This window comes from Acidihalobacter aeolianus, from assembly GCF_001753165.1.
GTDB classification, from domain to species: Bacteria; Pseudomonadota; Gammaproteobacteria; order DSM-5130; family Acidihalobacteraceae; genus Acidihalobacter; species Acidihalobacter aeolianus.
The window spans coordinates 2,527,310-2,551,178 of sequence record NZ_CP017448.1 but is presented as its reverse complement, the minus strand read 5'-3'; the positions used below and the strand labels follow the sequence as shown (position 1 = coordinate 2,551,178).

At 62.7% G+C, this 23,869-nt stretch carries 16 protein-coding genes and 1 pseudogene; 8 read left to right on the top strand and 9 right to left on the bottom strand.

Annotation, left to right across the window (positions count from 1 at the left end; genetic code table 11):
- Positions 1–108: 108 nt before the first annotated feature.
- Complete coding sequence (locus BJI67_RS11755) at positions 109–1,287, bottom strand: GspE/PulE/PilB domain-containing protein (RefSeq protein ID WP_070073186.1); 1,179 nt, start codon at positions 1,285–1,287, stop codon at positions 109–111.
- Positions 1,277–2,818, bottom strand: a complete 1,542-nt coding sequence (locus BJI67_RS11750; protein WP_083250843.1) for a GspE/PulE/PilB domain-containing protein — start codon at positions 2,816–2,818, stop codon at positions 1,277–1,279. Before BJI67_RS11750 ends, BJI67_RS11755 begins: the two co-directional genes overlap by 11 nt.
- A gap of 281 nt (positions 2,819–3,099) precedes the next feature.
- Here BJI67_RS11750 and BJI67_RS11745 point away from each other — a divergent pair, with 281 nt between their 5' ends.
- The 3 genes from BJI67_RS11745 (at position 3,100) to BJI67_RS17500 (ending at position 5,526) form a co-directional block, all read left to right on the top strand.
- Positions 3,100–3,960, top strand: coding sequence for a tetratricopeptide repeat protein (locus BJI67_RS11745; protein ID WP_070073185.1), 861 nt, complete (start codon positions 3,100–3,102; stop codon positions 3,958–3,960).
- A gap of 103 nt (positions 3,961–4,063) precedes the next feature.
- A protein-coding gene (locus tag BJI67_RS11740) for an IS630 family transposase (RefSeq protein WP_197513055.1) occupies positions 4,064–5,112 on the top strand; the annotation gives its coding sequence in 2 pieces (ribosomal slippage) (positions 4,064–4,205 and positions 4,205–5,112; 1,050 coding nt in all).
- 3 nt (positions 5,113–5,115) lie between these two features.
- Complete coding sequence (locus BJI67_RS17500; protein ID WP_156782126.1) at positions 5,116–5,526, top strand: hypothetical protein; 411 nt, start codon at positions 5,116–5,118, stop codon at positions 5,524–5,526.
- Between the two features lie 89 nt (positions 5,527–5,615).
- Here BJI67_RS17500 and BJI67_RS11730 read toward each other — a convergent pair whose 3' ends face one another.
- From BJI67_RS11730 to istA, 3 genes are all read right to left on the bottom strand, one after another.
- The gene (locus tag BJI67_RS11730; RefSeq protein ID WP_070073183.1) at positions 5,616–6,185 is read right to left on the bottom strand and encodes an LOG family protein; all 570 of its coding nucleotides are present in this window, start codon (positions 6,183–6,185) and stop codon (positions 5,616–5,618) included.
- 348 nt (positions 6,186–6,533) lie between these two features.
- On the bottom strand, positions 6,534–7,277 hold the full coding sequence (gene istB, locus BJI67_RS11725; RefSeq protein WP_070071329.1) for an IS21-like element helper ATPase IstB: 744 nt from the start codon (positions 7,275–7,277) through the stop codon (positions 6,534–6,536).
- 13 nt (positions 7,278–7,290) lie between these two features.
- Positions 7,291–8,808 (bottom strand): IS21 family transposase, encoded by a 1,518-nt coding sequence (gene istA, locus BJI67_RS11720; protein WP_070071328.1) that lies wholly within the window; start codon positions 8,806–8,808, stop codon positions 7,291–7,293.
- A gap of 649 nt (positions 8,809–9,457) precedes the next feature.
- Between istA and yjjJ the strand changes: the two genes are divergently transcribed.
- The 3 genes from yjjJ (at position 9,458) to BJI67_RS11705 (ending at position 12,515) form a co-directional block, all read left to right on the top strand.
- On the top strand, positions 9,458–10,816 hold the full coding sequence (gene yjjJ, locus BJI67_RS11715) for a type II toxin-antitoxin system HipA family toxin YjjJ (RefSeq protein ID WP_070073182.1): 1,359 nt from the start codon (positions 9,458–9,460) through the stop codon (positions 10,814–10,816).
- A gap of 105 nt (positions 10,817–10,921) precedes the next feature.
- Positions 10,922–11,416 (top strand): hypothetical protein, encoded by a 495-nt coding sequence (locus BJI67_RS11710; protein ID WP_156782125.1) that lies wholly within the window; start codon positions 10,922–10,924, stop codon positions 11,414–11,416.
- A 16-nt stretch (positions 11,417–11,432) separates the two neighbouring features.
- On the top strand, positions 11,433–12,515 hold the full coding sequence (locus BJI67_RS11705; RefSeq protein WP_038094256.1) for an IS5 family transposase: 1,083 nt from the start codon (positions 11,433–11,435) through the stop codon (positions 12,513–12,515).
- 485 nt (positions 12,516–13,000) lie between these two features.
- Here the strand turns inward: BJI67_RS11705 and BJI67_RS17495 are convergent, their stop codons facing one another.
- The 4 genes and pseudogenes from BJI67_RS17495 to BJI67_RS11680 form a co-directional block, all read right to left on the bottom strand.
- Positions 13,001–14,065, bottom strand: coding sequence for a hypothetical protein (locus BJI67_RS17495; RefSeq protein WP_156782124.1), 1,065 nt, complete (start codon positions 14,063–14,065; stop codon positions 13,001–13,003).
- 164 nt (positions 14,066–14,229) lie between these two features.
- The gene (locus BJI67_RS11690; RefSeq protein ID WP_156782123.1) at positions 14,230–15,213 is read right to left on the bottom strand and encodes a ribonucleotide-diphosphate reductase subunit beta; all 984 of its coding nucleotides are present in this window, start codon (positions 15,211–15,213) and stop codon (positions 14,230–14,232) included.
- Between the two features lie 326 nt (positions 15,214–15,539).
- Positions 15,540–18,302, bottom strand: a pseudogene (locus tag BJI67_RS11685) (ribonucleoside-diphosphate reductase subunit alpha); the annotation flags it as partial.
- Between the two features lie 354 nt (positions 18,303–18,656).
- Positions 18,657–19,565 carry a LysR family transcriptional regulator gene (locus tag BJI67_RS11680; RefSeq protein WP_070073178.1) on the bottom strand — a complete coding sequence of 303 codons (909 nt, stop codon included), beginning with the start codon at positions 19,563–19,565 and terminating at the stop codon, positions 18,657–18,659.
- 101 nt (positions 19,566–19,666) lie between these two features.
- Between BJI67_RS11680 and metE the strand changes: the two genes are divergently transcribed.
- Positions 19,667–21,949, top strand: a complete 2,283-nt coding sequence (gene metE, locus BJI67_RS11675; RefSeq protein WP_070074123.1) for a 5-methyltetrahydropteroyltriglutamate--homocysteine S-methyltransferase — start codon at positions 19,667–19,669, stop codon at positions 21,947–21,949.
- Between the two features lie 79 nt (positions 21,950–22,028).
- Positions 22,029–23,819 carry a GGDEF domain-containing protein gene (locus BJI67_RS11670; RefSeq protein ID WP_070073177.1) on the top strand — a complete coding sequence of 597 codons (1,791 nt, stop codon included), beginning with the start codon at positions 22,029–22,031 and terminating at the stop codon, positions 23,817–23,819.
- The last annotated feature ends 50 nt before the right edge of the window (positions 23,820–23,869 follow it).

Here is a 23,869-nt window from a genome sequence, read left to right as displayed (position 1 = left end):
TGTAAGGGATGCGGGGGAGCGGGTTCGACCCCGCCGGATCCGGCGGCGCCGGCCGGGAAGCGTGTACGGGATGATTGGGGTAGCGCGCCGTGTGTCTGCTTGGGCCCGCTAAGATTCGCGGCCGATGCCATATTTGAGCCGGCGCACCGGCACGTACCAGATGATGCCGTCAACCAGCATCAGGAAACCCGCCATCATGAGGAAATAATCGGTGACGCTGTAGGGGCTGGTACTCAGCATCTTGTTCATCGCGAGGCCGAGGCCGATGAAGGAGACACCCGTGCGAATCAGCGACAGGCCGGTTCTGGCGCGTGCATAGGACGTGCGGTGGCTGGCGGCGATCGTACGCTGTGCGGCGAGGATGTTGCGCTCGCGCGCCAGGTGGGTGCGTTCCTTGCTCGCCGGGACCGGGCGCAGCACGGAGCAGTAATGCGGGATGGCTGCGGCGAGCTGGGCGAGAGTCGTTTCATCCTCGGCTTTGACGGGCGCTTCTTCCAGATGGTATCGCTTGGTAAAGCGGATATTCTCGCTGGTGATGTCCAACAGGGCATGTTGGCAGGGGAGATCCATGCGCGAACGGCGCACCTTGAAATAGTCGTAAAGGCCAATGGAGGCCATCACGATGCCCGCCGCCAGGAGGGCAAAGTGATATGGCGAGAGCACGTTGGCCTTGATGTGCGTCAGGGCATTGGATAGGGCCACCATGGCCAGACCCCACCTGAGCAGCTTCATCGAAGTCCGCGCGCGGGCATGTCCGTTTCGGTGGCAGGCGAGCTTGGTGCGCCACAGGGCCATGGTGTTGCGCCAGTAGGCGAGACCGGTGCGCTCGATGCCGATCAGCAGATGCGCCTCGGCGTGCAGGTAATCCTGGATGTACCAGCGCACGTCCTCGTTGAGCGCGACGCGGAATTCGTAATCCTTGGCCGGGACGAGCTGCCGCACCTGCTCCCGCATCGTCTCGCTGGCCGGGTCGGCCGCGGCGACGATCACTGTCTCGCCCAGCTGCATCACCGGGAACCACCTGCCGGCGCGCAACACTTTGGCGTCCAGCCCGGCGAACAGGTGCGAGGGAACCGGGATGCGTTCGTCGTATTGAATGAAGCGGCATGCGTAGTGGCGGGCCAGGGCCTCCAGCAGCGCGCAGCGCGAGATTCCGGATTCTTTCAGTAACACGCGTTCGGTCTCGACACCTCGAGCAGCCGCGCTTTGCTGCACGGCGGCGAGCTGTGGATCGCTGAGGAGGCCGTTCTCCACCAGGGCGATATAGGGTGACACTTCAGTCGTCATGACGGTAATGATCCCTATCCCAGGCAACTTTGGGTTTGCTGTAGTCGGCGTCGGCTATCTCGAAGTTGGCATCGCAGAAGGTCGAGCGCCGCTTGATGCGTTCGGCCGGCAGATACCAAAGCAGACCGTCCACGATCAGATACAAGCCGATGATGACCAGGGTGATGTCGAATACGGTCCAGAATGTGTTGGCGTGATCGAAATACGTGAAATAGATGAACATGCCGGCGCCGACGGACATCACGCTGAAGCCGGTCCGGATGAAGGCCATCCCGGTCCGCGAACGCGCCATCACCGTGCGCAGGTGCGACATGGCGTTGCGCTTGTCGGCCAGTGTGGTGCGTTCCAGCGCGAGGCCCGTGGTGGCCCAGACTCCAGGTTGGGCTTCTGGCGAGTTGGCCTCCGCCACGGGATCATGGTGCGCGGCGTAGAGACATTGCGAGGGGAAAATGGTGTCCCACAAACCCTTGCGTTTGCTGGCCTTGCTGACCGTGTGCAGCGCTACATTGGCGGCATGTCTACCGGGGCGGTACCAGTGAAAACCCTCGGCGAGCATCGCCGTGCCGATGACGATCAACGCCCAGTCGAAGATCGTCCAGGGACCGGGGTGGAATTTGCGGATGAAGCCGATGCCAATACCGGCAAAGGCGACGCCGGTGCGTGCGAAGGCGAGCCCCGTTCGGGCCTTGGCCATCATGGTTCGCAGATAGGCCAGCACGGTCCGCTCTTCGGCGAGATCGGTGCGGTCGTTGGCCAGGAAGCGCCGTCTCTCGACGGGGGATAAGGCATCCCAGTGTTCGCGCAGCGTCCCGGCACTTTCCACGATCGGGCTTCTGTGGAATTCCATGGCGCCGCCGGGGTCCGAGATTTGCAATGCGGAATATGCTTCAGGCACCGCATAGGGCGGGTAAGGCTTGATCTCTTTCGTATGGCGCCGTGCCGGCAGATACCACACGATGCCGTCGATCACGCCGGCAACGCCCAATACCAGCAGCGGTACCTCGAAGAACAATAGCTCGCCACCGCCGAACAAACGCAGAAACGCCACGGCGATCGTGATGAAGGCAAGACCGGTGCGCGCGAGCGCCAAGCCCGTCCTGCTGCGCGCGAACTGGGTCCGCTGGGCAGCGTAGCGGGTGCGGAGCCCGGCCAGATAGGTGCGCACCTTTGCCAGCGGCGTGCGTCCGGCGGTGACAGGGAATTCGGCGTTCAGATCCGCGCTGTTCTCGATCAGGCGGATCAGGTCGGGGCGAGTGGCGACGCGGAATTCGATGTCATCGACACCGAGGGTTTCCTGAATGGTGCGCAGCAGCGCAGGGTCATCCGGATCGCACACGACGACCTCCGCGCTGTCCTCGTCCCATGACAGGGGCAGCCAGAGTTCGGACCTCAGCGTATCGACGTCCAGTCGTCTCAGAATGGATTGCGACGCCGTCAGTCCTTCATCGTATTCGACGGTCGGATAACCGTAATGCTCAGATAGGTGGGAGAGCTGTTCCTGTTTCGTAAGGGCTTGTGAGTGTATCGTCATTCTCCATGCGAATTCGGGGGAGGTCCTGCATCAGGCAAGAGTCGCTCCAATCGAAAGGCACAACTGATATGTGACAGCAATCTTTCAGTCGAGTTCCGCGGGCTTTCTCGTCACGGTTCGTTTTGCAGGTAACAACACCTCGTGAGGTAGAAAATCGCGTTCGCAGTGCGCGCGCGATGCTAGTCTGAGTTCTAGAATTTAATCGTGGTATGTAAGGATCAAAGGCTAGTAATCATTATTCCTAATTAAAAAATGTTGGCCTGACCAGCAAAGGAGTCGAGATGAAGAACGAATATGTCGTCAGCTTAGCGTTTGCTGCGATGCTGGCTGCATCCAGTTTCCCGGCATATGCATTCAGCTCTCATGATGCGGAAAATCTGGCAGCGGCGGCTGCGGTGGGCAATCAGAAACCGCTGGGCGAGCTCAAGCATTTTGCACAAGCCGGTAATACGGATGCGCAATACTGGCTGGGCGTTTATTACACCCTGAAACAAAAGCACGAGCTGGCAATGGGCTGGTACAAAAAGGCTGCAGGCCAGGGTAACGTCAAAGCTGCCTACAGTCTGGGGCAGGCCTATTTCAATGGTGCCGGTGTACCTATCGACTACACACGTTCGGCCCAATGGTACCGGCAGGCCGCAGAACATGGCGATGCCGATGCGCAATATAATCTGGCGATCCAATATGAATTAGGCTGGGGAGTGACGCAGAACCCCACAAAGGCTTTGCTTTGGTTCCGTAAGGCAGCCGAGCAAGGAAACGCGAAGGCCGCTTATAACCTGGGCTTGGCCTACTATCTGGGCAAAGGCATGCAGAAGAACCTGGCGCAGGCGGTGAACTGGTGGCGGCGTGCGGCGGAGCAAGGCGATCCGCGCGCGCAATACAATCTGGGTGTGCTCTATTTCAAAGGCCGAGGGGTCAAGGAAGACGTCGCGACGACCTTGGATTGGTGGAAGAGAGCGGCCAACAGCGGGAACGCAGATGCCGAATACAATCTTGGGATGCTTTATTACAAGGGTATCGGGGTTGAAAAAAATCTTGCCGAGGCGATGAAATACTGGAAGCGGGCATCGGCACAGGAAGTACGGATTGCTAACGATGACGTCAATACGCATCCCTATTCAGAGCCAGAGCGTGAGTAGCTGCTGCCTGCCACCCGAGCTGACGCGAACCATTAGAGTATGTAATTGCGTTAGTGATTCTTACTGACAAGTCAGTAAATTAGGGAACAAGTGGTGATATGGGTTGTCTTCATGTTCCCTGAAGAGAGATGGACGCAAGGTGTCGCGCGCTGCGCTGCAAGAGATGCGGCTGCTGGCCCTGCAGCGAATGAACGAAGGCGAGTCGCCAGCCGCGGTGGCCACCTCGTTCGGTCTGCACCGCGGTGGGCCTACAAGGTACGGGCCAAGGCCCACGGTCGTGGGCACGGCAAACGCGCCTTGCTCTCGCGCAAGGGCACAGGGCGCCCGCGCCGCCTGACTGCTGCGCAAGAGCGCCGAGTCTTTCGGTGGATCAACGGCAAGAACCCGCGTCAGTACGGCTTTGACTTTGGCCTGTGGACGCGCCAACTCGTGCGCGAGCTGGTTGCCCAACGCTTTGGGGTGACGCTGTCGCGGGCGAGCATCGGGGCCTTGCTCGCCCGCGTGGGCCTGACACCGCAAAAACCCCTGCAGCGCGCCTACCAGCGTGATCCCGAAGCGATCGCGCGCTGGGTCAAGGAAACGTACCCGGCTATTGCCCGGCGCGCCAAGCGCGAGAAGGCCGAGGTGTTTTTCTGGGACGAGTCGGGCTTTCGCACCGATGCCGTGCATGGCAAGACCTGGGGCGCTAAAGGCCAGACCCCCGTGGTGGAACGCCCCGGTCAGCGTCAGTCGATCTCGGCGGCCTCGGCGGTCAACGCCAAGGGCGCCTTCTGGTTCGAGACCTACCCAGGAGCCCTCACCGGGGAATGGTTCGTGCACCTGCTCAAGAACATGATGGCCGAGCGCGGGCGGCCGGTGCATCTGATCATCGACGGCTTGCCAGCGCACAAAAAAGCCATCGTCAAAGAGTATGTGGCCAGCACGGCAGGTGCGCTGACGCTGCACGTCTTGCCGGGCTATGCACCAGACCTCAACCCGGATGAGCTGGTCTGGAGCCACGCCAAGAGAACAGGCGTGGCGCGCAATCCATTACGCAAGGGCGAAAAACTCAAGGGCCGGGTCGCTGCTCAGCTTCAATCCATGGCTGACAATCCCGCGCTCGTCAGGTCATGCTTCGAGCATCCTTCTGTTGCCTGTATTTCTGACTGCTGAGTAATGAAAAAACTCTGTGTACCTGCCCTGCTGGCAGCGCTCATGGTGGGCGTAAGTACCAATGCAGACGCATCCATGTCTTCGGCTAAACCGCTAAAGGGAATACATACGGTTAAAGTGGTGGCAGACGGATATAAATACGTTATGTCCACTCATATTTCTGCTGGTTTCACATTGTTCAAATTTATCAATAACGGTCATCGGCATCACCAGATGGCCATCGTTAAATTTTCACATGACAAGACGCTTGCTGATTTTATGTCGCTCCCCCCGGGTCTGCCGCCTGGCGCGCCGATTGGTGGCATCACCGGTGAGGCATCGCATCAGGTGAACTATCTGGTCGAGGATTTCAAGAAAGGTAGTTACGCCATTCTCTGTTTCCTGCCGGCAAAGAACGGCAAGATGCATGCGTAACTCGGGATGATTTACAACTTCAAAATCTGACCGGGGAGAGCCCGGCAGGGGGGCGCAGCCAGTGCCGTCCTGGCGCTGGCTGCTCGGCTCTAGCGTGGACTTCCCCATTTGGACTGCGGCGGCCGGTAGGCCTCGATCTGTGACAACAAGTCGTCGGCACCGTCAGAGAGGATCAACATGTCCTTGTAGGCTGGGTTCATGAAACCTTTGACGATCATTTTGTCGATGAAGGCCAGCAGTTCGTCGAAATAGCCGTCGACATTCAGGAAGGCGCAGGGTTTGGCGTGCAAACCCAGCTGGGCCCACGTCCAGGCCTCGATGATTTCCTCCAGGGTGCCCGGCCCTCCGGGCAGGGCGATGAAGGCATCGGCCTGCTGAGCCATGGCGGCCTTGCGTTCGTGCATGTCGTTCACGACCAGTAACTGGTGCACGTGCGGGTGGGCGAGTTCGTGGTCGGCCAGGAACTGGGGAATGACGCCGATGACGTGCACACCGGCCGCAATCGCCGCATCGGCCAGCGCCCCCATCAGGCCGACTTTCCCGCCGCCGTACACGAGGTCCATCTTGTTCCTGCCGAGCGCCAGGGCCAGATTCTGGGCTTCTCGTCTGAAGTGCGGTTCGTTCCCGTGGCTGGAACCGCAGTAGGCGGCGACTCTCATCGTGATTCCTGTGTCTCGTTGTGGCGGGTATTCGGGATGATAGGCTGTGGAATTGGGTCGGGACAATGGCGTTCGGCGCGGCGGTTTTGGCGGCTTTTCGTCGCGGATTAGCCAGAGCTGCGGGATGGCTTCACACGCTTTGAGTGATTTTCTTTCGCAGCCAGTAGGAAGCGGCGGGCCTATTTCACACGCCTTAAGCAACGGCGCTCTTGACTAGTTTCGGTGCGGGCGTGCGAACCTCTTTCTTTGTTCGCGTGCGCATTTCGTCGAAGGTGACCGCCGATTTCGGTGAACGTGACCGCTGCTCTCATTGGTTGCGCACTGGAGTGGTTTTTCTATCCTGAGCGGTCACGATCCGTCAACCGGAGCCTGGATCTTGCGCATGGACTCGCCGGTCAGGTTGAGTCGGTGTGAGCCGTGCAGGAGGCGGTCGAGGATAGCGTCGGCCAGGGTGGCTTCACCGAGGTAGTCGTGCCAGTGTTCGATAGGCAACTGGCTGGCGATCAGGGTGGAGCGTCGGCCGTGGCGATCCTCGATGACTTCCATCAGGTCGTTGCGCTGTGCGGTGTTGAGCTTTTGGATGCCCCAGTCGTCGAGGATCAGCAGGTCGGTTTTGAGGAGCTGGCCCATGAGCCGGACGTAGGAGCCGTCGCCGTGGGCGATGCGCAGCTGCTCGAACAGCGCCGGCAGGCGCAGGTAGCGCACCGACAGGCCGCGCCGGCAGGCCTGATTGCCCAGTGCGCAGGCGAGCCAGGTCTTGCCGCAGCCGGTCGGTCCGGTGAGGCACAGGTTCAGTGCCTGGTGTATCCAGTCGAGGCTGGCCAGTTGGGCCATGCGGGGCTTTTCCAGGCCCCGGCGGTGGTGGTAGTCGATGTCCTCGACGCAGGCCGGCACGCGCAGGCGGGCGGCCTTGAGCAGGCGGGTGAGGCGTCGGTTCTCGCGGTGCAGCACCTCGTGCTCGATGAGCAGGGCGAGGCGCTCGTCGAAGGACAGCGCATGGGTCTGGGGTTGGCCCTGTTGTTGCTCGAGGGCGGCGAGCATGCCGGTGAGGTTGAGGGTGCGCAGCTGTTGGCGGGTCTGTTGATTGAGCATGGCGTGGAGCTCCTCAGTGATAGTAGTTGGCGCCGCGGACATTGGCGTGCAGGGGCAGTGCCTCCTGGGCCGGGCTCTGATCGAGGGGCTGTTGGTCAAGGCCGCGGGCGAGGATCGACTTGACGCTCTGGTAACGGGCCGAGTCGATGGCCAAGGCTCGAGCGCAGGCCGCCTCCAGGCGCGCCGGGCGGTAACGCCGAGCGAGGCTGAGCAGCCCCAGGCAGGCGCGGTAGCCGTGCTCCGGATGAGGCCGGTCGGTCAGCTGGCGGCGTACCACCTCGGCCGTGCTGGGGCCGATCTGGCTCGCCCAGCGCAGGAAGCGCTTGGGTGACCAGTCACGGTGCACCTGATGGGTCTTGGGCATGTGCTCGGTGACGGTGACGTAGCGGCCCGGGCCGTGGTGGCGCGGATGCAGGGCCACGCGCTGACCCCGGTGCAGCACCTCGATCGTGGTGGCGGTGATGCGCAGGTCCAGCACCTGGCCGACCAGGGCATGCGGGACGCTGTAGCAGCGCTTGTCGACCTCGACGTGGTAGTCGATGCCGGGCCGGGCGCGTCGCCACTCGGCGTAGACGTAAGCCTCGCCCGGCAGCGGGCGCAGCGCGGGCCGATCGAGGCTCTCGAACAGGTCGCGACGGCTCTCGGTGCGACCCTGGAAGAGCCGCTCGTTCAGTTCAGGCAACAGCGCGGCGATGGCCCGGTTCAACTCGGCCAGCGAGAAGAAGCGGTGGTGGCGCAGCCGCGCCAGGATCCAGCGCTCGACCACCTGCACCGCCACTTCGACCTTGGCCTTGTCCTTGGGCTTGTAGGGCCGCGCCGGCAGCACGGCGGTGCCGTAGTGCGCCGCCATCTCGGCATAGGTGGCGTTGAGCTGCGGCGCGTAGCGCTCGGCGCGCTGAACCGCCGCCTTGAGGTTGTCCGGCACCAGCAGCGCCGGCACCCCGCCGAAGAAGCCCAGCATGCGCTGGTGGGAGGCGATCCAGTCGGGCAGCGACTGGGTCCAGGTAGCCTCGACATAGGTGTAGCTGGAGGCCCCGAGCACGCCGACAAAGATCTGTGCGGTACGCACCTCGCCGGTGTGACGGTCGACGATGTCGACCGTGGGCCCGCAGTAATCGATGAAGACCTTTTCCCCGGCCTGATGGTGCTGGCGCAGGCTGCGCTTCTGCCGCTCTCGCCACTGCCGGTAATGGTGACAGAACTGGGTATACGCGTACGCGCGCTCGCCGTGCGCGGCGCAGTACTCGGCCCAGAGCAGTTGCAGGGTCACGCCCTTGCGCTTGAGTTCCTGATGGATCTGGAAGCCGTCGGGGACGACGAACCGGCTCGAGGGCGCCTTGGCGGGAAACAGACGTGCCTCCAGGGCGGCCTCGTCCATGTCCGCAGGCAACGGCCAGGTGATGCCTTGAGCCCTGGCCAGGTTGACGTACTTGTTGACCGCGCCCTTGGACAGGCCGCAGGCGCGGCTGATCTGCGCGTGGCTGAGTTGGGCTGCGTATTTGAGGCGCAGCACCTCGATGACATGCTTCATTGGAATCCTCGCTGCCGGCACCGCTGTCTCCTTGAGTGAGCAAAGGAGCGCGGTTGTGCCGGAATAAGTGAAAGAATTCCAGTGGCTTGGATGAGATGACGGAGGAACGTGACCGCCGATTTCGGAAAAAGAGCCGAAATCGGTCACGATCAAACGAAATGGCCGGTCACGTTGATCCGAAACGGGCGGTCACGTTCGAGCGAAATGACCGGTCACGTTGCGCCGAAATACGCAGTTCGCGCAAAGAAAGAGGTGAAAGAAACGCGCCCCGGACCGCCTTGACCTACGGGCAACCTTGCGTGAATCCGTCTGGCCGGGGCCGCAGCCAAGCGCCGTCCGGGCGCGGGCTGCTCGGCCCGGATCCTCCGGGCCGACCCCGTCCAGACGCATCCTCGCAAGGCAAGGCGATAAGGGGATAGACAAAGCACAACCGCGAAGCGTCTTCGCTGTGGATGTTTGTTCACGTTACGACTCGTGCCTGGTTTGGATGCTGGCGGCGGCTAGCCACCCATGCGATCAAGTAAGCGGTGGTATTGGGTCGATCAAGGTGTCGCGATCTCACGATATTGCTTGAACCCGCTCTGTGGGCCTCATAGAATAACTATTCATCTATCTATTCATCTAGTTATTCACGCATGGTCCGTACACCATGAGCAACGGCACGATCATCCGCGAGCAACTGGCCCGTGGGGCGATGAGGGCCCGTCAACTCGTTGATTCGACGGGCCTGAGCCAGCCCACCGTTTCCCGCGCCATCGCCGGTCTGGGCGATGAGGTCGTGCGTATCGGGGCGGGGCCGTCTATTCATTACGCCCTTCGGGACGCGTCTCGCGGCCTGGATGACGTGCCCGTGTACCGGGTCGATGTCGCAGGGGGATTGCGGCTGCTCGGGCGGCTGATCCCCGTTCACCCCGATGGTTTCGTCATGCGTCAGGAAGACGGCGCCGCGCAACACTTCGAGGGTCTGCCCTGGTGGTTGCTGGACATGCGTCCGCAGGGATTCCTCGGACGCGCGTATGCGCGCCGGCATGCGGACAATCTGGATCTGCCGGCGAATCCGAACGAGTGGAACGACACGCAAGTCCTGCGTGCGCTGCTGAGGCATGGCGAAAACGCGGTCGGCAACCTCCTGCTGGGCGATCGCGCGCGCCAGCGCTTCCTGGAAGGAGCGCTGCCGGCTCCCATCACCCCTGCCGACCGTGGCGAGGCCTATGTCCGTTTGGCCGAGGCCGCCACGCGCGGCGATCAGCCGGGTTCATCAGCGGGCGGCGAGCAGCCCAAGTTTGCCGCCTACACGTTGACGGACGTCGGCCCACGGCATGTGCTCGTCAAGTTTTCGGTAGCCGAGGACAACCCGATCGCCGAGCGCTGGCAAGATCTGCTGCTGGCCGAGCACATCGCGGCCGAGGCCTTGCGCGCCGCCGGTATCGCCGCCGTTGCGACGCGTCTGTTCGATCATGGCGGGCAAAGATTCCTGGAAACCGAGCGCTTCGACCGCGAGGGCGAGATGGGGCGTCATGCCCTGATCTCCCTGGCCGCGCTCGATGCCGAGTTCGTGGGCGCCGGTTCCGGCGAATGGCCCGCGATCGTGCAGCGCCTGGCGCAAGCCGGGCATGTGCAGGCCCAAGCCCATGGCGAATCGGCCTTCCTGCATGCCTTCGGCACGCTCATCGGCAACACGGACATGCACTTCGGAAATCTCTCGTTCCACGGCGATCATGGGAGGCCCTACACCCTCGCACCTGCCTACGACATGCTGCCCATGGGTTTTGCGCCAAGAAGCGGCGGTGCTCTGCCCGAATCGCTGGCAGAGCCGCATATCACGCCGTCGGTCGATAACGAAACCTGGGGGCGCGCGCTGGAAGTCGCGCGGCAATATCTGGAGAGGTTGCGGCTTGTCGGCGACGCATTCAGCGAGCGGTTCAAGCCGTGTCTCGCCGCATTGGAACGACATGTCGAAGTGGGGGGGAGCAGGATTGCTCGGTTAAGTCAGGATGATCTGCGCTAAAGAGATGCGATGAGATGAGAAACTCATGGCAAACTCCATAATATATATTCCAGGAGTTGAAATATCATTCGATCGATCAATTTGTGACATTTGGAGGTATTAAAGGTGAGCGATGAGGAAATTCAAAATATAAGTGGAGATGCTGGCGCCAAATGGGTCGCGCCTCGGCTGGTAAAGAGAATATTTTATGTTTCATTAGAGTATTTTGGTAAATCCATACAGATAGGCCTAGGGGTTATGTTCGCTGGAGTAATAACTTTGCTTATCTTTTATCTAACGCCACTAAGAAAAGCAGAGATTAAGGCGGCTACTGCTGTTTACTCTTATCAAGTAAATCAATACCACGACGAAACAAAACGACTGCACACAAGGCTTTCTTATGCTCAAGATAAGATACAGTCTCTTCAGCAGCAGTTATATAACGCCGATAATAAAAACTTTGAAAACAATATGAAGATGCAGGAGCTCATAGCGGAAAAGAAATTTAATTTAAAAATTGAATTGGAAAAGATCAGGAGAATGACCTCGATCGTAAGGTCTTGTGTTAACAGGCTGTTGAAAAAGTCCTGTAAACCCGGAAGATTGGTTTTGTATTGTTGAGTGAGGGTTGTGGCCGATGCGCGGTGCCGACATACATCAGGATGGGCTGTTCAGCACGGTCAGCCCGGAGCAACGGGTGCCGAAGGACCATCCTCTGCGCCCGATCCGGCGGATGGTCGATCAAGCGCTCAAAGAACTCGACGCTGACTTCGATGCGCTGTATGCCCATATGGGCCGTGACTCGATCCCGCCGGAGAAGCTGCTGCGCGCGCAACTGTTGATGGCGTTCTACACCATCCGCAGCGAACGCCTGTTGGTCGAACAGATCGACTACAACCTGCTGTTTCGCTGGTTTGTGGGCTTTTCCATGGACGATCCGGTCTGGCACCACTCCACGTTTACCAAGAACCGTGACCGCCTGCTTGCAGGCGATGTGGCCCGCACCTTCTTCGCCCGGGTGCTGGATCAGGCCCGTGCGGCCGATCTGCTGTCTAGCGAACACTTCAGCGTCGATGGCACGTTGATCGAAGCGCTGGCCTCGCACAAGAGCTACCGGCCCCGGGACGAGGACGCGCCGCCGAGCGGTGGCGGGCGCAATCCCACGGTGGACTTTCGCGGGCAGAAGCGGTGTCGGGAAACGCACGTCTCCAGGACCGACCCGGATGCCTTGCTGTATCGCAAGAGCGAAGGCACGACCGCCAAGCTCAGCTACCTCGGACACCTGCTGATGGAAAACCGCCACGGCCTGATCGTCGAGTCGCAGACGAGCCAGGCCACCGGCACGGCCGAGCGCGAGGCCGGTGTCGAGCTTGTCGACGCGCTCGGCGGGAGCCACCGGATCACGCTGGGCGCGGACAAGAACTATGACACGCAAGGCTTTGTGGCGGCGATGCGTGGACGAAACGTCACGCCGCATGTGGCTCAGAACACGGCCGGGCGCCGCTCGGCCATCGACGGGCGCACCATCGGCCATCCCGGTTACCGAACCAGCCTGACGATCCGCAAGCGGATCGAAGAATGCTTCGGTTGGCTCAAGACCATTGCGGGTCTGCGCAAAAGTCGGTTTGTCGGACGCGAGAAACTGGATTTCCAGTTTGTGCTCAGCGCGGCGGCCTACAACCTGGTGCGGATGCGCAATCTGGGACTGGCAGCATGTTGAAGGCACACATCAAGGGATCGGTGCGCCCAGAGATCGGGATTTGGGCTGTTTTCGGGAAAAATCAGGCCCCAGATCCGAAGGGGCACGTCGCCAATGGACCCTGATCAACATGATAACCGCTAAATCGGGGGAATTTTCAACAGCCTGTTAATGCGAGTCAGCCAGGCCAGACTCTGGTAGCGATACCAGACTCTGTCCTGCCAGATCACATTGATGGCTACAGTCCACTTGAAAAAGCACAAAATGGAGTGGCAGTCCTCAGGGACTGCGTTGCGGCGTATAAAAAAACATTCAAATAACGGGTGGGCAGTGACCTTAGCCGTAGGCATCTGTCCTATGACAATCACTCAGCAATCAGCTTCAACTGTATGACTAAAAGGAGAATGTCGTGAACAGCGTTTCGTGCAGAAACTCGTCCTGGAAGCGTCCGTTGAAGCTTTCGACGAAGCCAGTGGTCAGTACAGTCATCACAGCGCGAAGTGTGTTTATGTGGATTGTGTTGCTATATACGCGAGACAATACTTCCGAAGTAGTGCATCGACTTGCTGAATTGGAAGGGAATTCTCTTCGAATGGGTCTCCGTGAGAGATGGAATCTCTCCGCTCCTTCAAATCACGAAAGGTTTGGTAGTCCCGCTGAAAATCTTCGCGTGACGCATCCCGGAATAATACGGCACTGACTGCGACAAACTTATCACTTAGGCGATATTTATCCTTCATTACATCTTTGATGCGGGCAAGGAAGCGTTCGCGCATTGATTCTTGTCCAATCTGCGTGAAAGGTGACAGAAATTCCTGCTCGTAACGTTTGAAAGCCTTGGCAATGAGAATCTCCAGAGCCGCCCAACCTGATAAGAATGTCTTCAGTTGGTCGGCACCCTGAACAGCCATTTGTGAAAATAGTCGTTCCACCGATGTCAGATCATCCATACTTAGAAGTGTGTGGTATCGGTTGCCAACGTTCTGAACCCCTTGATCCGACAGCGGATTCGAGGTGAATACGGTCGTTCTTCCACTTGCTGAAGCAGTGAAGCTAAATACGGATTTTCCATCGTCCGTAACTAGATGTATCCCATCACCCAATTCTGTGAATCGCGATGTGCTTCCGCCTTCGAAGGCGACAGCCATTTTCATGGCTTCAATTTTGGGTTTATGAAGTTGCCGCACTTCGGCTTTATCAATAAGGTCGAAGCCTATAATTATGCCGTCCTGTTCGCGGTGATGGCGATCCATCTGAACGGGTAGATCACCTTCTGCCTCGTAGACAAGAATGGGGTTAGATTCGGCTTTCTGCTTCCGTTCTTCCTTGATCTCACTCGCCTCAATCGCTATTGCATCGCGAAACGGAGCAGAGCCACGTTGCCCCACAATACTCTTGACTAAAAGCCGCGCGATAGCTTGATTGTTATCTATCTCCGTGAGATCGACTTCAGCATTGCGGACAAGAGAAAACGTGAAATCAGTTCCGCTCACGAGTACAGCACGTTCAACATCAGAGGGCGATGAAATTCCTCCGATCACTGCCCATGCTGCTTTGTAGTAGTACTTCATGGCTTGTCATACCTAAATCGCAAGCTCGATGCCGTTATTCAGTTGAATTTACAAAAAAGCCACTAGCGAATAGTTATTGGGGATTAGGCTCGGCAGTTAGCTGAGATCAACTCTCAGAACCACCAGATGCTGTGAAAAGAACCACTTGATGCTGTGACTGACAGTTAATCCCAGCTCAACGCCCCCCCCGTCTGATACTCCGTCACCCGCGTCTCGAAGAAATTCTTCTCCTTCCGCAAGTTCGCCTGCTCGTCCAGCCACTCGATCGCGTTCTCGGCCCCCGGGAAGGGTTCTTCGAGGCCGAGCTGCTTGGCGCGGCGGTTGGCGACGAAGCGGAACTGGTCGCTGTGCATCTCGGCGGTGTAGCCGAGGATCGGGTCGGGCAGGAGGTAGCGGGCGTAGCCGCTTTCGGCGGCCTCGGCCTCGTCCCACATCTCGCGGATGGCCTTGGGATCGGGGCGGATGTTTTCCTCCAGCATGATCTGCTTGGCCACGCGGATGCCGAAGCTGGCGTGCATGACCTCGTCGCGCATGATGTATTGCAGCTGTTCGGCGGTGCCCTTCATCAGGCCGCGGCGCTGCAGGGCGAAGATGGGGGTGAAGCCGTTGTAGAACCAGCTGCCTTCGAACACGGCGGCGAAGAAGATGTACGCCATGAGGAAGTTCATCAGTTCGTCGCGATCCTTGAGGTCGATGTCGGGACGCAGGACGGAGTCGAGCCGGCGGTTGGCGATGCGGATCTTGGCGTGGATCTCGGGGACCACGCGGTAGCGGTTGTAGATCTCGCCCTGGTCGAGGCCGATGGTCTCGATGCAGTGCTGGTAGGTCCAGGTGTGCAGGGATTCCTCGTAGACCTGGCGGGCTTGGTAGATCTGCAGCTCGGGCGCGGACATCTTTTCCATCACCGCGAGGCCGATATTGCGCATGGCCAGGATGTCGGAGGTGGTCAGGTAGGCGAGCACGTTCTCGTAGACGTGGCGTTCTTCCAGCGTGAGCTTGTGGAAGTAGTCGTGCACGTCGGAGGCCATGTTGATGTCGAGCGGCGTCCAGTGGTTCTTGTTGGCGTTGAGGAAGTAGTTCCACGCCCAGGGGTACTTGAACGGCGCGAGCTGGTTGACGTCGGTGAGGCCGTTGACGACGCGCTTCATCGGGATTGACCGCCTGGCGGACAAGATCCCGGCTGCGGCGCGCGGCGCGGGGCCTTGGCGGTGCGCGCGGCGGAGGCCTTGCGGGCCCCGCGCGGGGGCGTCGTCTGTCCGGCGCCTGTTCCATGGACCCTCGGGTGCGGGCTGCGCGCGCGGGGGCGGCGGGGGGGGCGAGCGGGTCTTCCAGTTCAGCATGTCGGGTACCTCTTGACGATCTTGCGGCGGCGGCGGGCGGCGATTACTGACAGGCCGCAGTCCGGGTCGAGGATGGAGCAGACCTTGCGCGCTCCTCGACCGGGGCGGCGCAGCGCGGCGGGCGTGCGCCCTCTCTCCATGTGCGTGGCGCCGAGCGAACGCAGGTAGTAGGTGGTCTTGAGGCCGCGCACCCAGGCGAGCTTGTAGAGGTTGTCCAGCTTCTTGCCGGAGGGCTCGGCCATGTAGAGGTTGAGCGACTGGGCCTGGTCGATCCACTTCTGGCGGCGCGAGGCGGCCTCGACCAGCCAGCGCGGGTCGACCTCGAAGGCGGTGGCGTAGAGGGCCTTGAGGTCGTCCGGCACGCGGTCGATGGCGTTGACCGAGCCGTCGTAGTACTTGAGGTCGTTGACCATGACCTCGTCCCACAGCCGGCGCGACTTGAGGTCGGCGACGAGGTAGGGGTTGATCACGGTGAACTCGCCCGAGAGGTTGGATTTGACGAACAGGTTCTGGTAGGTCGGCTCGATCGACTGCGACACGCCGCAAATGTTGGAGATGGTCGCGGTCGGGGCGATGGCCATGGTGTTGGAGTTGCGCATGCCGACGGTCTTGACGCGCTCGCGCAGGCCGTCCCAGTCCAGGCTGCGCGACTTGTCGACCTGGATGTACTGGCCGCGCGCGGCCTCCAGGTTCTCCAGCGAGTCGATGGGCAGGATGCCGCGGCTCCACAGCGAGCCGTCGAAGGTCTTGTACGCGCCGCGCTCGGCGGCGAGGTCGGAGGAGGCCTCGATGGCGTAGTAGGACACGGCCTCCATGGAGCGGTCGGCGAATTCGACCGCGGCCTCGCTGGCGTAGGGCAGGCGGAGCTTATACAGGGCGTCCTGGAAGCCCATGATGCCGAGGCCCACCGGGCGGTGGCGCAGGTTGGCGCGGCGCGCCTGGGGCACGCTGTAGTAGTTGTAGTCGATGACGTTGTCGAGCATGCGCATCGCGGTCTTGATGGTGCGCGCGAGCTTGGCGGTGTCCAGGCCCTGCTCGGTGACGTGCTGGGCGAGGTTGACGCTGCCGAGGTTGCACACGGCGATCTCGTCGTCGGAGGTGTTGAGAGTGATCTCGGTGCACAGGTTGGAGCTGTGCACGACGCCGACGTGCTGCTGCGGCGAACGCAGGTTGCAGGGGTCCTTGAAGGCGACCCAGGGGTGTCCGGTCTCGAACAGCATGGACAGCATCTTGCGCCACAGGTCGACCGCCTTGAGCTTGCGGAAGACCTTGATCTCGCCGCGCGCGGCCTTGGCCTCGTACTCGGTGTAGCGGGCCTCGAAGGCGGTGCCGACGAGGTCGTGCAGGTCGGGCGTCTCGTTGGGCGAGAACAGCGTCCACTCGCCTTCCTCGGCGACGCGCTTCATGAACAGGTCGGGAATCCAGTTGGCGGTGTTCATGTCGTGCGTGCGGCGGCGCTCGTCGCCGGTGTTCTTGCGCAGTTCGAGGAATTCCTCGATGTCGACGTGCCAGGTTTCGAGGTAGGCGCACACAGCGCCCTTGCGCTTGCCGCCCTGGTTGACCGCCACGGCGGTGTCGTTGGCGACCTTGAGGAAGGGCACGACGCCCTGGCTCTTGCCGTTGGTGCCCTTGATGTGGGCGCCGAGGCCGCGCACGCGGGTCCAGTCGTTGCCGAGACCCCCGGCGAACTTGGACAGCAGGGCGTTGTCCTTGACCGCGGCGAAGATGCCGTCGAGGTCGTCGGGCACGGTGGTGAGGTAGCAGCTGGAGAGCTGCGGGCGCAGGGTGCCGGCGTTGAACAGGGTCGGGGTCGAGCTCATGAAGTCGAGCGAGGAGAGCAGCTCGTAGAACTCGACGGCCTTGGCCTCGCGGTCCACCTCGTTGATCGCAAGACCCATGGCGACGCGCATGAAGAAGGCTTGCGGCAGCTCGAAGCGCTGGCCCTGGCTGTGGATGAAGTAGCGGTCGTACAGGGTCTGCAGGCCGAGGTAGGTGAACAGCCGGTCGCGCTCGGGCTTGAGCGCGGCGCCCAGGCGGGCGAGGTCGTAGCGGGTCAGTTCCTCGTCGAGCAGTTCCAGCTCGACGGCGCGGTGCACGTAGGCGGCGAAGTATTCGGGGTAGCGCTCGGCCATCTCGGCCTGGGTCGCGGTCTCGGCGAGCCCGGAGAGGAAGCCCAGCGCCTCGCTGCGCAGGGTGTCGAGCAGCAGGCGGGCGGCGACGAAGCTGTAGTTCGGGTCCTTGTCGATGAGCGTGCGCGCGCTCATGGTCAGGGTCTGGCCCACGTCCTGCGCCTTGATGCCGTCGTACAGGCCGCGCAGGGTGTCCTTGAGTACGCGCGCGGCGTCGACGTCGGTCAGCTCCGCGCAGGCCTCGTCCACCAGCGCCTGCAGGCGGGCGGTGTCGAGCGGGGCGCGGCTGCCGTCGGCCAGGGTCACGTGCAGCACGTTGCCGCTCTCGGGCTGGGCGGCCTGCTTGGCGGCGGCCTCGGCGGCGCGCTTGGCGGACTGCTGCTCGCGGTAGAGCACGTAGGCGCGCGCGACCTTGTGCTCGCCGGTGCGCATCAGCGCCAGCTCGACCTGGTCCTGGATGTCCTCGATGTGCACGGTGCCGCCGTCGGGCATGCGCCGAAACAGGCCGTCGACGATCTGCCGGGTCAGCTCGTTCACAGTCTCGTGCACGCGGCTGGAGGCGGCCGCGCTGCCGCCCTCGACGGCGAGGAAGGCCTTGGTCATGGCGACCTTGATCTTGTCGGCGTCGAAATGCGTCTGCTTGCCGTTGCGGCGGATGACGCGGTACTGGCCGGAGGCGCCTTCCCCGGCGGACGCGGGTGCGGTCTCGGCGTAGACCTCGGCGGAACGGCTGGTCTGGGCGGGCGTTGACGGGCTTTCAGTGCGCATGCATTCCCCCTCGGTATACGGAATAGGTTATGTGGACAGGTCATGGGGCTGGCTGGTTCGGTTACTATAGGATGTGTTTTCGAGGTGGTCAATCACACAATATGATGTGTATGACTCGGTTGATAGGCTGTGGATGATCTGTGCATGAAAGTGCGTCTGCAGGGCCCCATGGCGGGGCGCGCGCGAAGTTCGTGCACGCCGGGGAGCGGCCTTGCGCAAGGCGTGACCTCTATAAGGTAGGCCGCGCACAGCGTGGCCGGAGGGGCCGGTACAGTGCTTCGGCGAGGGTCGGGAGGTTCGGTGTTGCCGCTGCGGTCGGTGCGAAGTCCGGACGGAAAGGAGCCGGCGCCCGTTTCAGACCGATGCGTCGTCCGTGCCGCCCGCGAGCCGGCGGGTGACCGCGACGAAGTCGCGCACGTAGGCGCGTTCGGCGTCCGCTGCGCGCATGCCGGCGTGCAGTGTGCAGATCAGGCCCTCGCGCCCGAGCGGCAGGGTGACCAGGCGACGTCCGGCGGGCACGTCGCGCAGCGCCCAGTCCGGCAGCGCGCTCACCCCGCGGCCGCTCGCAACCAGCTGCAGGATCATCTCGCTCAGCTCGGCGGTGCGCACCGCACCCGGCGCGACGCCGGCAGGGTCGAGGAAACGGGTAAAGACGTCGAGCCGCTGCGGCGACACGGGGTAGGTAATCAGCGTCTCCCCGGCGAGGTCCTCGGGGTTCACCCAGGTGCGCTGCGCCAGCGGGTGCTGCGGTGCCACCACCAGGCGCATCGCATAGTCGAACAGCCGCCGGTAGGCCAGCCCGGCGCGCGGCTCGGGGTCGGAAGTGACCACCAGATCCACGTCGCCCGCGGCCAGCGCATTCAGCGGGGCGAAGCTGAAGGCCAGGGTGAGGTCCATTTCCACCGCCGGCCAGTCCTCGCGGTAGCGCTCCATCGCCGGCGTCAGCCAGGCGAAGCAGCTGTGACATTCGATGGCAATGTGCAGGCGGCCGCCGCCGTCGGCGAACTGGCTGAGGTCGCGCGTGAGTTCGTCCATCTCGCGTGCGATGCGCACGGCCGAGGCAAGCAGGCGTTCGCCGATGCGTGTCAGGCGCAGCGGGCGGCTCTTGCGCACGTACAGCGCGCCGCCGAGATCGTCCTCCAGTCCCTTGATCTGGTGCGACAGTGCCGACTGCGTCAGATGCAGGCGTTCGGCGGCCCCCGCGAGGGTGCCGGCGCGATGCAGGGCGAGCAGGGTTCTGAGGTGTTTGAGTTCGAGGTTCATGTTGAGAGAAATTCAAGTTTTATTGAATAAATAGAAATTGTACTCAAGTAATGCGCCGGGCACACTGCCGCTCCACAACTGATGGCTGCGAGGACGGCGAGATGACGACGACGCACAACCTGGGATATCCGCGGATCGGGCCGCGGCGCGAGCTCAAGCGTGCGCTGGAGGCGTACTGGTCCGGGCGCATCGACCGCGAGGCGCTGCTCGCCGAGGCGCGGGCGGTGCGCGACGCGCGCTGGCGCGACCAGGCCGACGCCGGCATCGACCTGATCCCGGTGGGCGATTTCTCGCTCTACGACCACGTGCTGGACACGAGCGCGCTGCTCGGCTGCGTGCCGCCGCGTTTCAGCGAGGCGGGCGAGCGGGTCGATCTCGACACCTATTTCCGCATGGCGCGGGGACGCGCGCCGAGCGGCGATCCGGCCGACGCCTGCGAGATGACCAAATGGTTCGATACCAATTACCACTATATCGTCCCGGAGTTTGCGCCCGACCAGACCTTCCGCATCGCCAGCGAGACGCTGTTCGACGAGGTGGTGGAGGCGCAGACGCAGGGTTACCGCGTCAAGCCGGTGATCCTGGGGCCGATCAGTTACCTGTGGCTCGGCAAGATGAAGGGCGGCGCGGACGATCGTCTCGCGCTGCTGGACAACCTGCTGCCGGTCTACGGCGAGATTCTGTATCGGCTGGCGGGGCTGGGCGTCGACTGGGTGCAGATCGACGAACCGGCCCTGGTGCTGGATCTGCCGCCGGCCTGGCGCGCGGCCTACGAACCCGCCTACAACCGGCTGCAGGGGCGCGGTCCCAAGCGCCTGCTGGCGACGTACTTCGGGTCGCTGGAGGAAAATCTGGGGCTGGCCTGCGGACTGCCGGTGGACGGGCTGCACCTCGACGGCGTGCGCGCTTCCGAACTGGCGCAGGCGGCGGATCGCCTGCCCGGCTACAAGGTGCTGTCCGCCGGCGTGATCGACGGACGCAATGTGTGGCGCACCGACCTGACCGCGCAGCGGGTGCGCCTGGCGACCTTGGCCGAACGCATCGGGCGCGAGCGCTTGTGGCTGGCGCCGTCCTGTTCGTTGCTGCATGTGCCGGTCGATCTGTCGCAGGAGACGACACTCGATCCCGAGCTGACCGCATGGATGGCCTTCGCGCGGCAGAAGCTGGACGAGGTGGTGGTGCTCGGGCGTTCGCTGCGCGAGGAGGGCGGGGTGGAGGCGCTGACCGCCGCCACTGCTGCGTTGACCGCGCGCCGCGAATCGACGCGGGTGCACCGGGCCGATGTCGCGGCGCGGCTGGCGGCGCTGCCGCCCGACGCCGCGCGCCGGGACAGCCCCTACGAGATGCGCGAACGCGTGCAGCAGGAAAAATTGCATCTGCCGCCGTTGCCGACTACCACCATCGGTTCGTTTCCGCAGACCGAGGCGATCCGCGCGGCGCGCCGCGACTGGCGCGCCGGGCGTCTCGACGAGGCCGGCTACGAGGATTTCCTGCGCCGCGAGATCGAGCGCGTGGTTCGCGCCCAGGAGGATTACGGGCTGGACGTGCTGGTGCACGGCGAGCCGGAGCGCACCGACATGGTCGAGTATTTCGGCGAGCGCCTGGACGGTTTCGCGGTCACCGCGCACGGCTGGGTGCAGTCCTACGGCTCGCGCTGCGTGAAGCCGCCGGTGATCTGGGGCGATGTCGCCCGGCCGCGGCCGATGACCGTGGACTGGAGCGTGTACGCGCAGTCGCTGACCGAACGGCCGGTGAAGGGCATGCTGACCGGGCCGGTGACCATCCTGCAGTGGTCCTTCGTGCGCGACGACCTTCCGCGCGCCGATGTCTGCCGGCAGATCGCGCTGGCCCTGCGCGACGAGGTGGGCGATCTGGAGCGCGCCGGCATCGGCGTGATCCAGGTCGACGAGCCGGCCTTCCGCGAGGGTCTGCCGCTGCGCCGGGCGCAGTGGGGCGCCTATCTGGACTGGGCGGTCGAGTCATTCCGCCTGGCGACCTCGGGGGTGGCCGACGCGACGCAGATCCACACCCATATGTGCTATTCGGAGTTCAACGACATCATCGAGGCGATCGCCGCGCTGGACGCCGACGTGATCACCATCGAGACCGCGCGTTCGGACATGGAGCTGCTCGATGCCTTCGCCGATTTCGCCTATCCCAACGAGATCGGCCCGGGCGTCTACGACATCCACTCGCCGAACGTGCCTGCACCGGCGCGCATGGAGGAGCTGCTGCGCGCCGCGGCCCGGCGCCTGGGTTGGTCGCGGCTGTGGGTCAATCCGGACTGCGGGCTGAAGACGCGGGGCTGGCCGGAGGTCGAGGCGGCCTTGCGTGCGATGGTCGATTCGGCGCGCGCGCTGCGTGCGGAGGTTCCGGCCGGTTAGGTGATGCGGCGCGGTTGTCATCAGTGCTTAATAGGAAAGTGTTATGGATGGGCATTGATCTGGGAAATGCCGTCGATCTATGCCTAATCCTTTTTGTGACGCCCTGCGCGAATTGCTGGACAGCCGCCAACTGCACGTCCTGTTCCAGCCCATTGCCGAGGTGGCGGTCGGTGAGGTATTCGGTTACGAGGCGCTGATCCGCGGACCGTCGGACAGCCCACTGCACAGCCCGCTGACCCTGTTCGACACCGCGATGGCCTGTAGCGCGCTGAGCGAACTGGATCATCTGTGCCGGCAGCTTGCGATCGAGCGTTTCGGCCAGCTCGATCTGCCGGGGCGGCTGTTCCTCAACGTCACACCGGAAACCATCGCCCAGCCCGACGGCCCGCGCGGGCGCACCCTGCGCTTTCTGGAGGCGGCGGGGCTGCCGCCGGAACGGGTGGTCATCGAGCTGACCGAGCACACGCCGATCAAGGATTACCGCGTGATGCAGGAGGCGGTGAACCACTACCGCGAAATGGGTTTCGCGATCGCCATCGACGACCTGGGTTCGGGTTACGGCGGGCTGCGCCACTGGACCGAACTGCGGCCGGAGTACGTCAAGATCGACGGGCATTTCGCGCAGAACATCCACGAGGACCCGGTCAAGCGCCAGTTCGTGCGCTCGATGCGCGAGATTGCCAAGGAGATGGACAGCCGCCTGGTGGTCGAGGGCATCGAGACGCGCGAGGAATATGCGGTCATCGCCTCGCTGGGCATCGAGTTCGCGCAGGGCTACTACCTGCAGCGGCCGTCGCCGCATCCGCCGCGTTCGCTGCCGCAGCTCGGCGGCGTCGGCCAGGTGCCGCTGCCGCGCCACCGCGCCACCACCGCCCGCGCGCTGCTGCGCCCGGCCACCGCGCTGGTACCCGATACGCTGCTCTCCGATGTGGTCGATCTGTTCCAGCATGAACCCCAGCTGCGCTCGGTGGCGATCGTCGACCGCGAGCGCCCGGTCGGCATCGTGCGCCGGCACCGGATCATGGACTTCTACGCGCGTCGTTTCGTGCGCGAGCTCAATGCGCGCAAGCCGACGCGCGATTTCATGGACCGCAATCCGCTGGTGGTCGCGCAGGGCACGCCGCTGGAGCAGCTTAGCCAGTTGGTCACCAACCAGATCGATGACGACTGGGATCGCGATTTCATCATCACAGACGAGGCGGGGCGTTATCTCGGCATGGGCGCGGTGATCGATCTGCTGCGCCGGCTGACCGAGCTGCAGATCCAGTACGCGCGCTACGCCAATCCGCTCACCCAGCTGCCGGGCAGCGTGCCGGTGAACGAGCACATCGACGCGCAACTCGAGCGCGGGCTGCCCTTTGTGGTCGCCTACTGCGACCTCGACGCCTTCAAGCCCTACAACGACTATTACGGCTACGCTCGGGGCGACGTGGTGATCCGCGAGTTGGGCCGCGTGCTCAGCGAGGCCGTCGACCCGCGCACCGATTTCGTCGGCCATGTCGGCGGCGACGACTTCGTGCTCGTGCTCGTGGCCTCTCACTGGCAGGAGGTGCTGGAGAGCGTGCTCGCGCGTTTCGAGGCGCTGGCACCGAATTTCTACGACGAGATGGAGCGTGAGGCCGGTGGCATTCGTGCGCCGAACCGTCAGGGGCATGAGGAATTCCATGACCTGTTGTCCCTATCCATCGGCGTAGTTCAGGTGATGCCGGGAACGTTCGGGAATCATCATCAGGTCGCCGCAAGGGCAAGCGAGGTCAAATGCATGGCCAAGCGGATGTCAGGTAACAGCCTGTTCGTGGATCGCCGTGATCGCGATGGAGATGTATTGCCGCAGTGCAGGAAGTACACCGCATACGATTTGCCTGCCTAATCGCTTCTGAATCTGTAAAGCTGCTAAGATCGCGCGCCGGCGGCTGCGTG

Coding starts and splice junctions, on each gene's coding strand:
- BJI67_RS17495 (WP_156782124.1), bottom strand. CDS start 14,065: ATGAAGTACTACTACAAAGCAGCATGGGCAGTGATCGGAGGAATTTCA.
- BJI67_RS11705 (WP_038094256.1), top strand. CDS start 11,433: ATGCGCGGTGCCGACATACATCAGGATGGGCTGTTCAGCACGGTCAGC.
- istA (WP_070071328.1), bottom strand. CDS start 8,808: ATGAAGCATGTCATCGAGGTGCTGCGCCTCAAATACGCAGCCCAACTC.
- BJI67_RS11730 (WP_070073183.1), bottom strand. CDS start 6,185: ATGAGAGTCGCCGCCTACTGCGGTTCCAGCCACGGGAACGAACCGCAC.
- BJI67_RS11755 (WP_070073186.1), bottom strand. CDS start 1,287: ATGACGACTGAAGTGTCACCCTATATCGCCCTGGTGGAGAACGGCCTC.
- BJI67_RS11745 (WP_070073185.1), top strand. CDS start 3,100: ATGAAGAACGAATATGTCGTCAGCTTAGCGTTTGCTGCGATGCTGGCT.
- BJI67_RS11670 (WP_070073177.1), top strand. CDS start 22,029: ATGCCTAATCCTTTTTGTGACGCCCTGCGCGAATTGCTGGACAGCCGC.
- BJI67_RS17500 (WP_156782126.1), top strand. CDS start 5,116: ATGAAAAAACTCTGTGTACCTGCCCTGCTGGCAGCGCTCATGGTGGGC.
- BJI67_RS11680 (WP_070073178.1), bottom strand. CDS start 19,565: ATGAACCTCGAACTCAAACACCTCAGAACCCTGCTCGCCCTGCATCGC.
- metE (WP_070074123.1), top strand. CDS start 19,667: ATGACGACGACGCACAACCTGGGATATCCGCGGATCGGGCCGCGGCGC.
- istB (WP_070071329.1), bottom strand. CDS start 7,277: ATGCTCAATCAACAGACCCGCCAACAGCTGCGCACCCTCAACCTCACC.
- yjjJ (WP_070073182.1), top strand. CDS start 9,458: ATGAGCAACGGCACGATCATCCGCGAGCAACTGGCCCGTGGGGCGATG.
- BJI67_RS11690 (WP_156782123.1), bottom strand. CDS start 15,213: ATGAAGCGCGTCGTCAACGGCCTCACCGACGTCAACCAGCTCGCGCCG.
- BJI67_RS11750 (WP_083250843.1), bottom strand. CDS start 2,818: ATGACGATACACTCACAAGCCCTTACGAAACAGGAACAGCTCTCCCAC.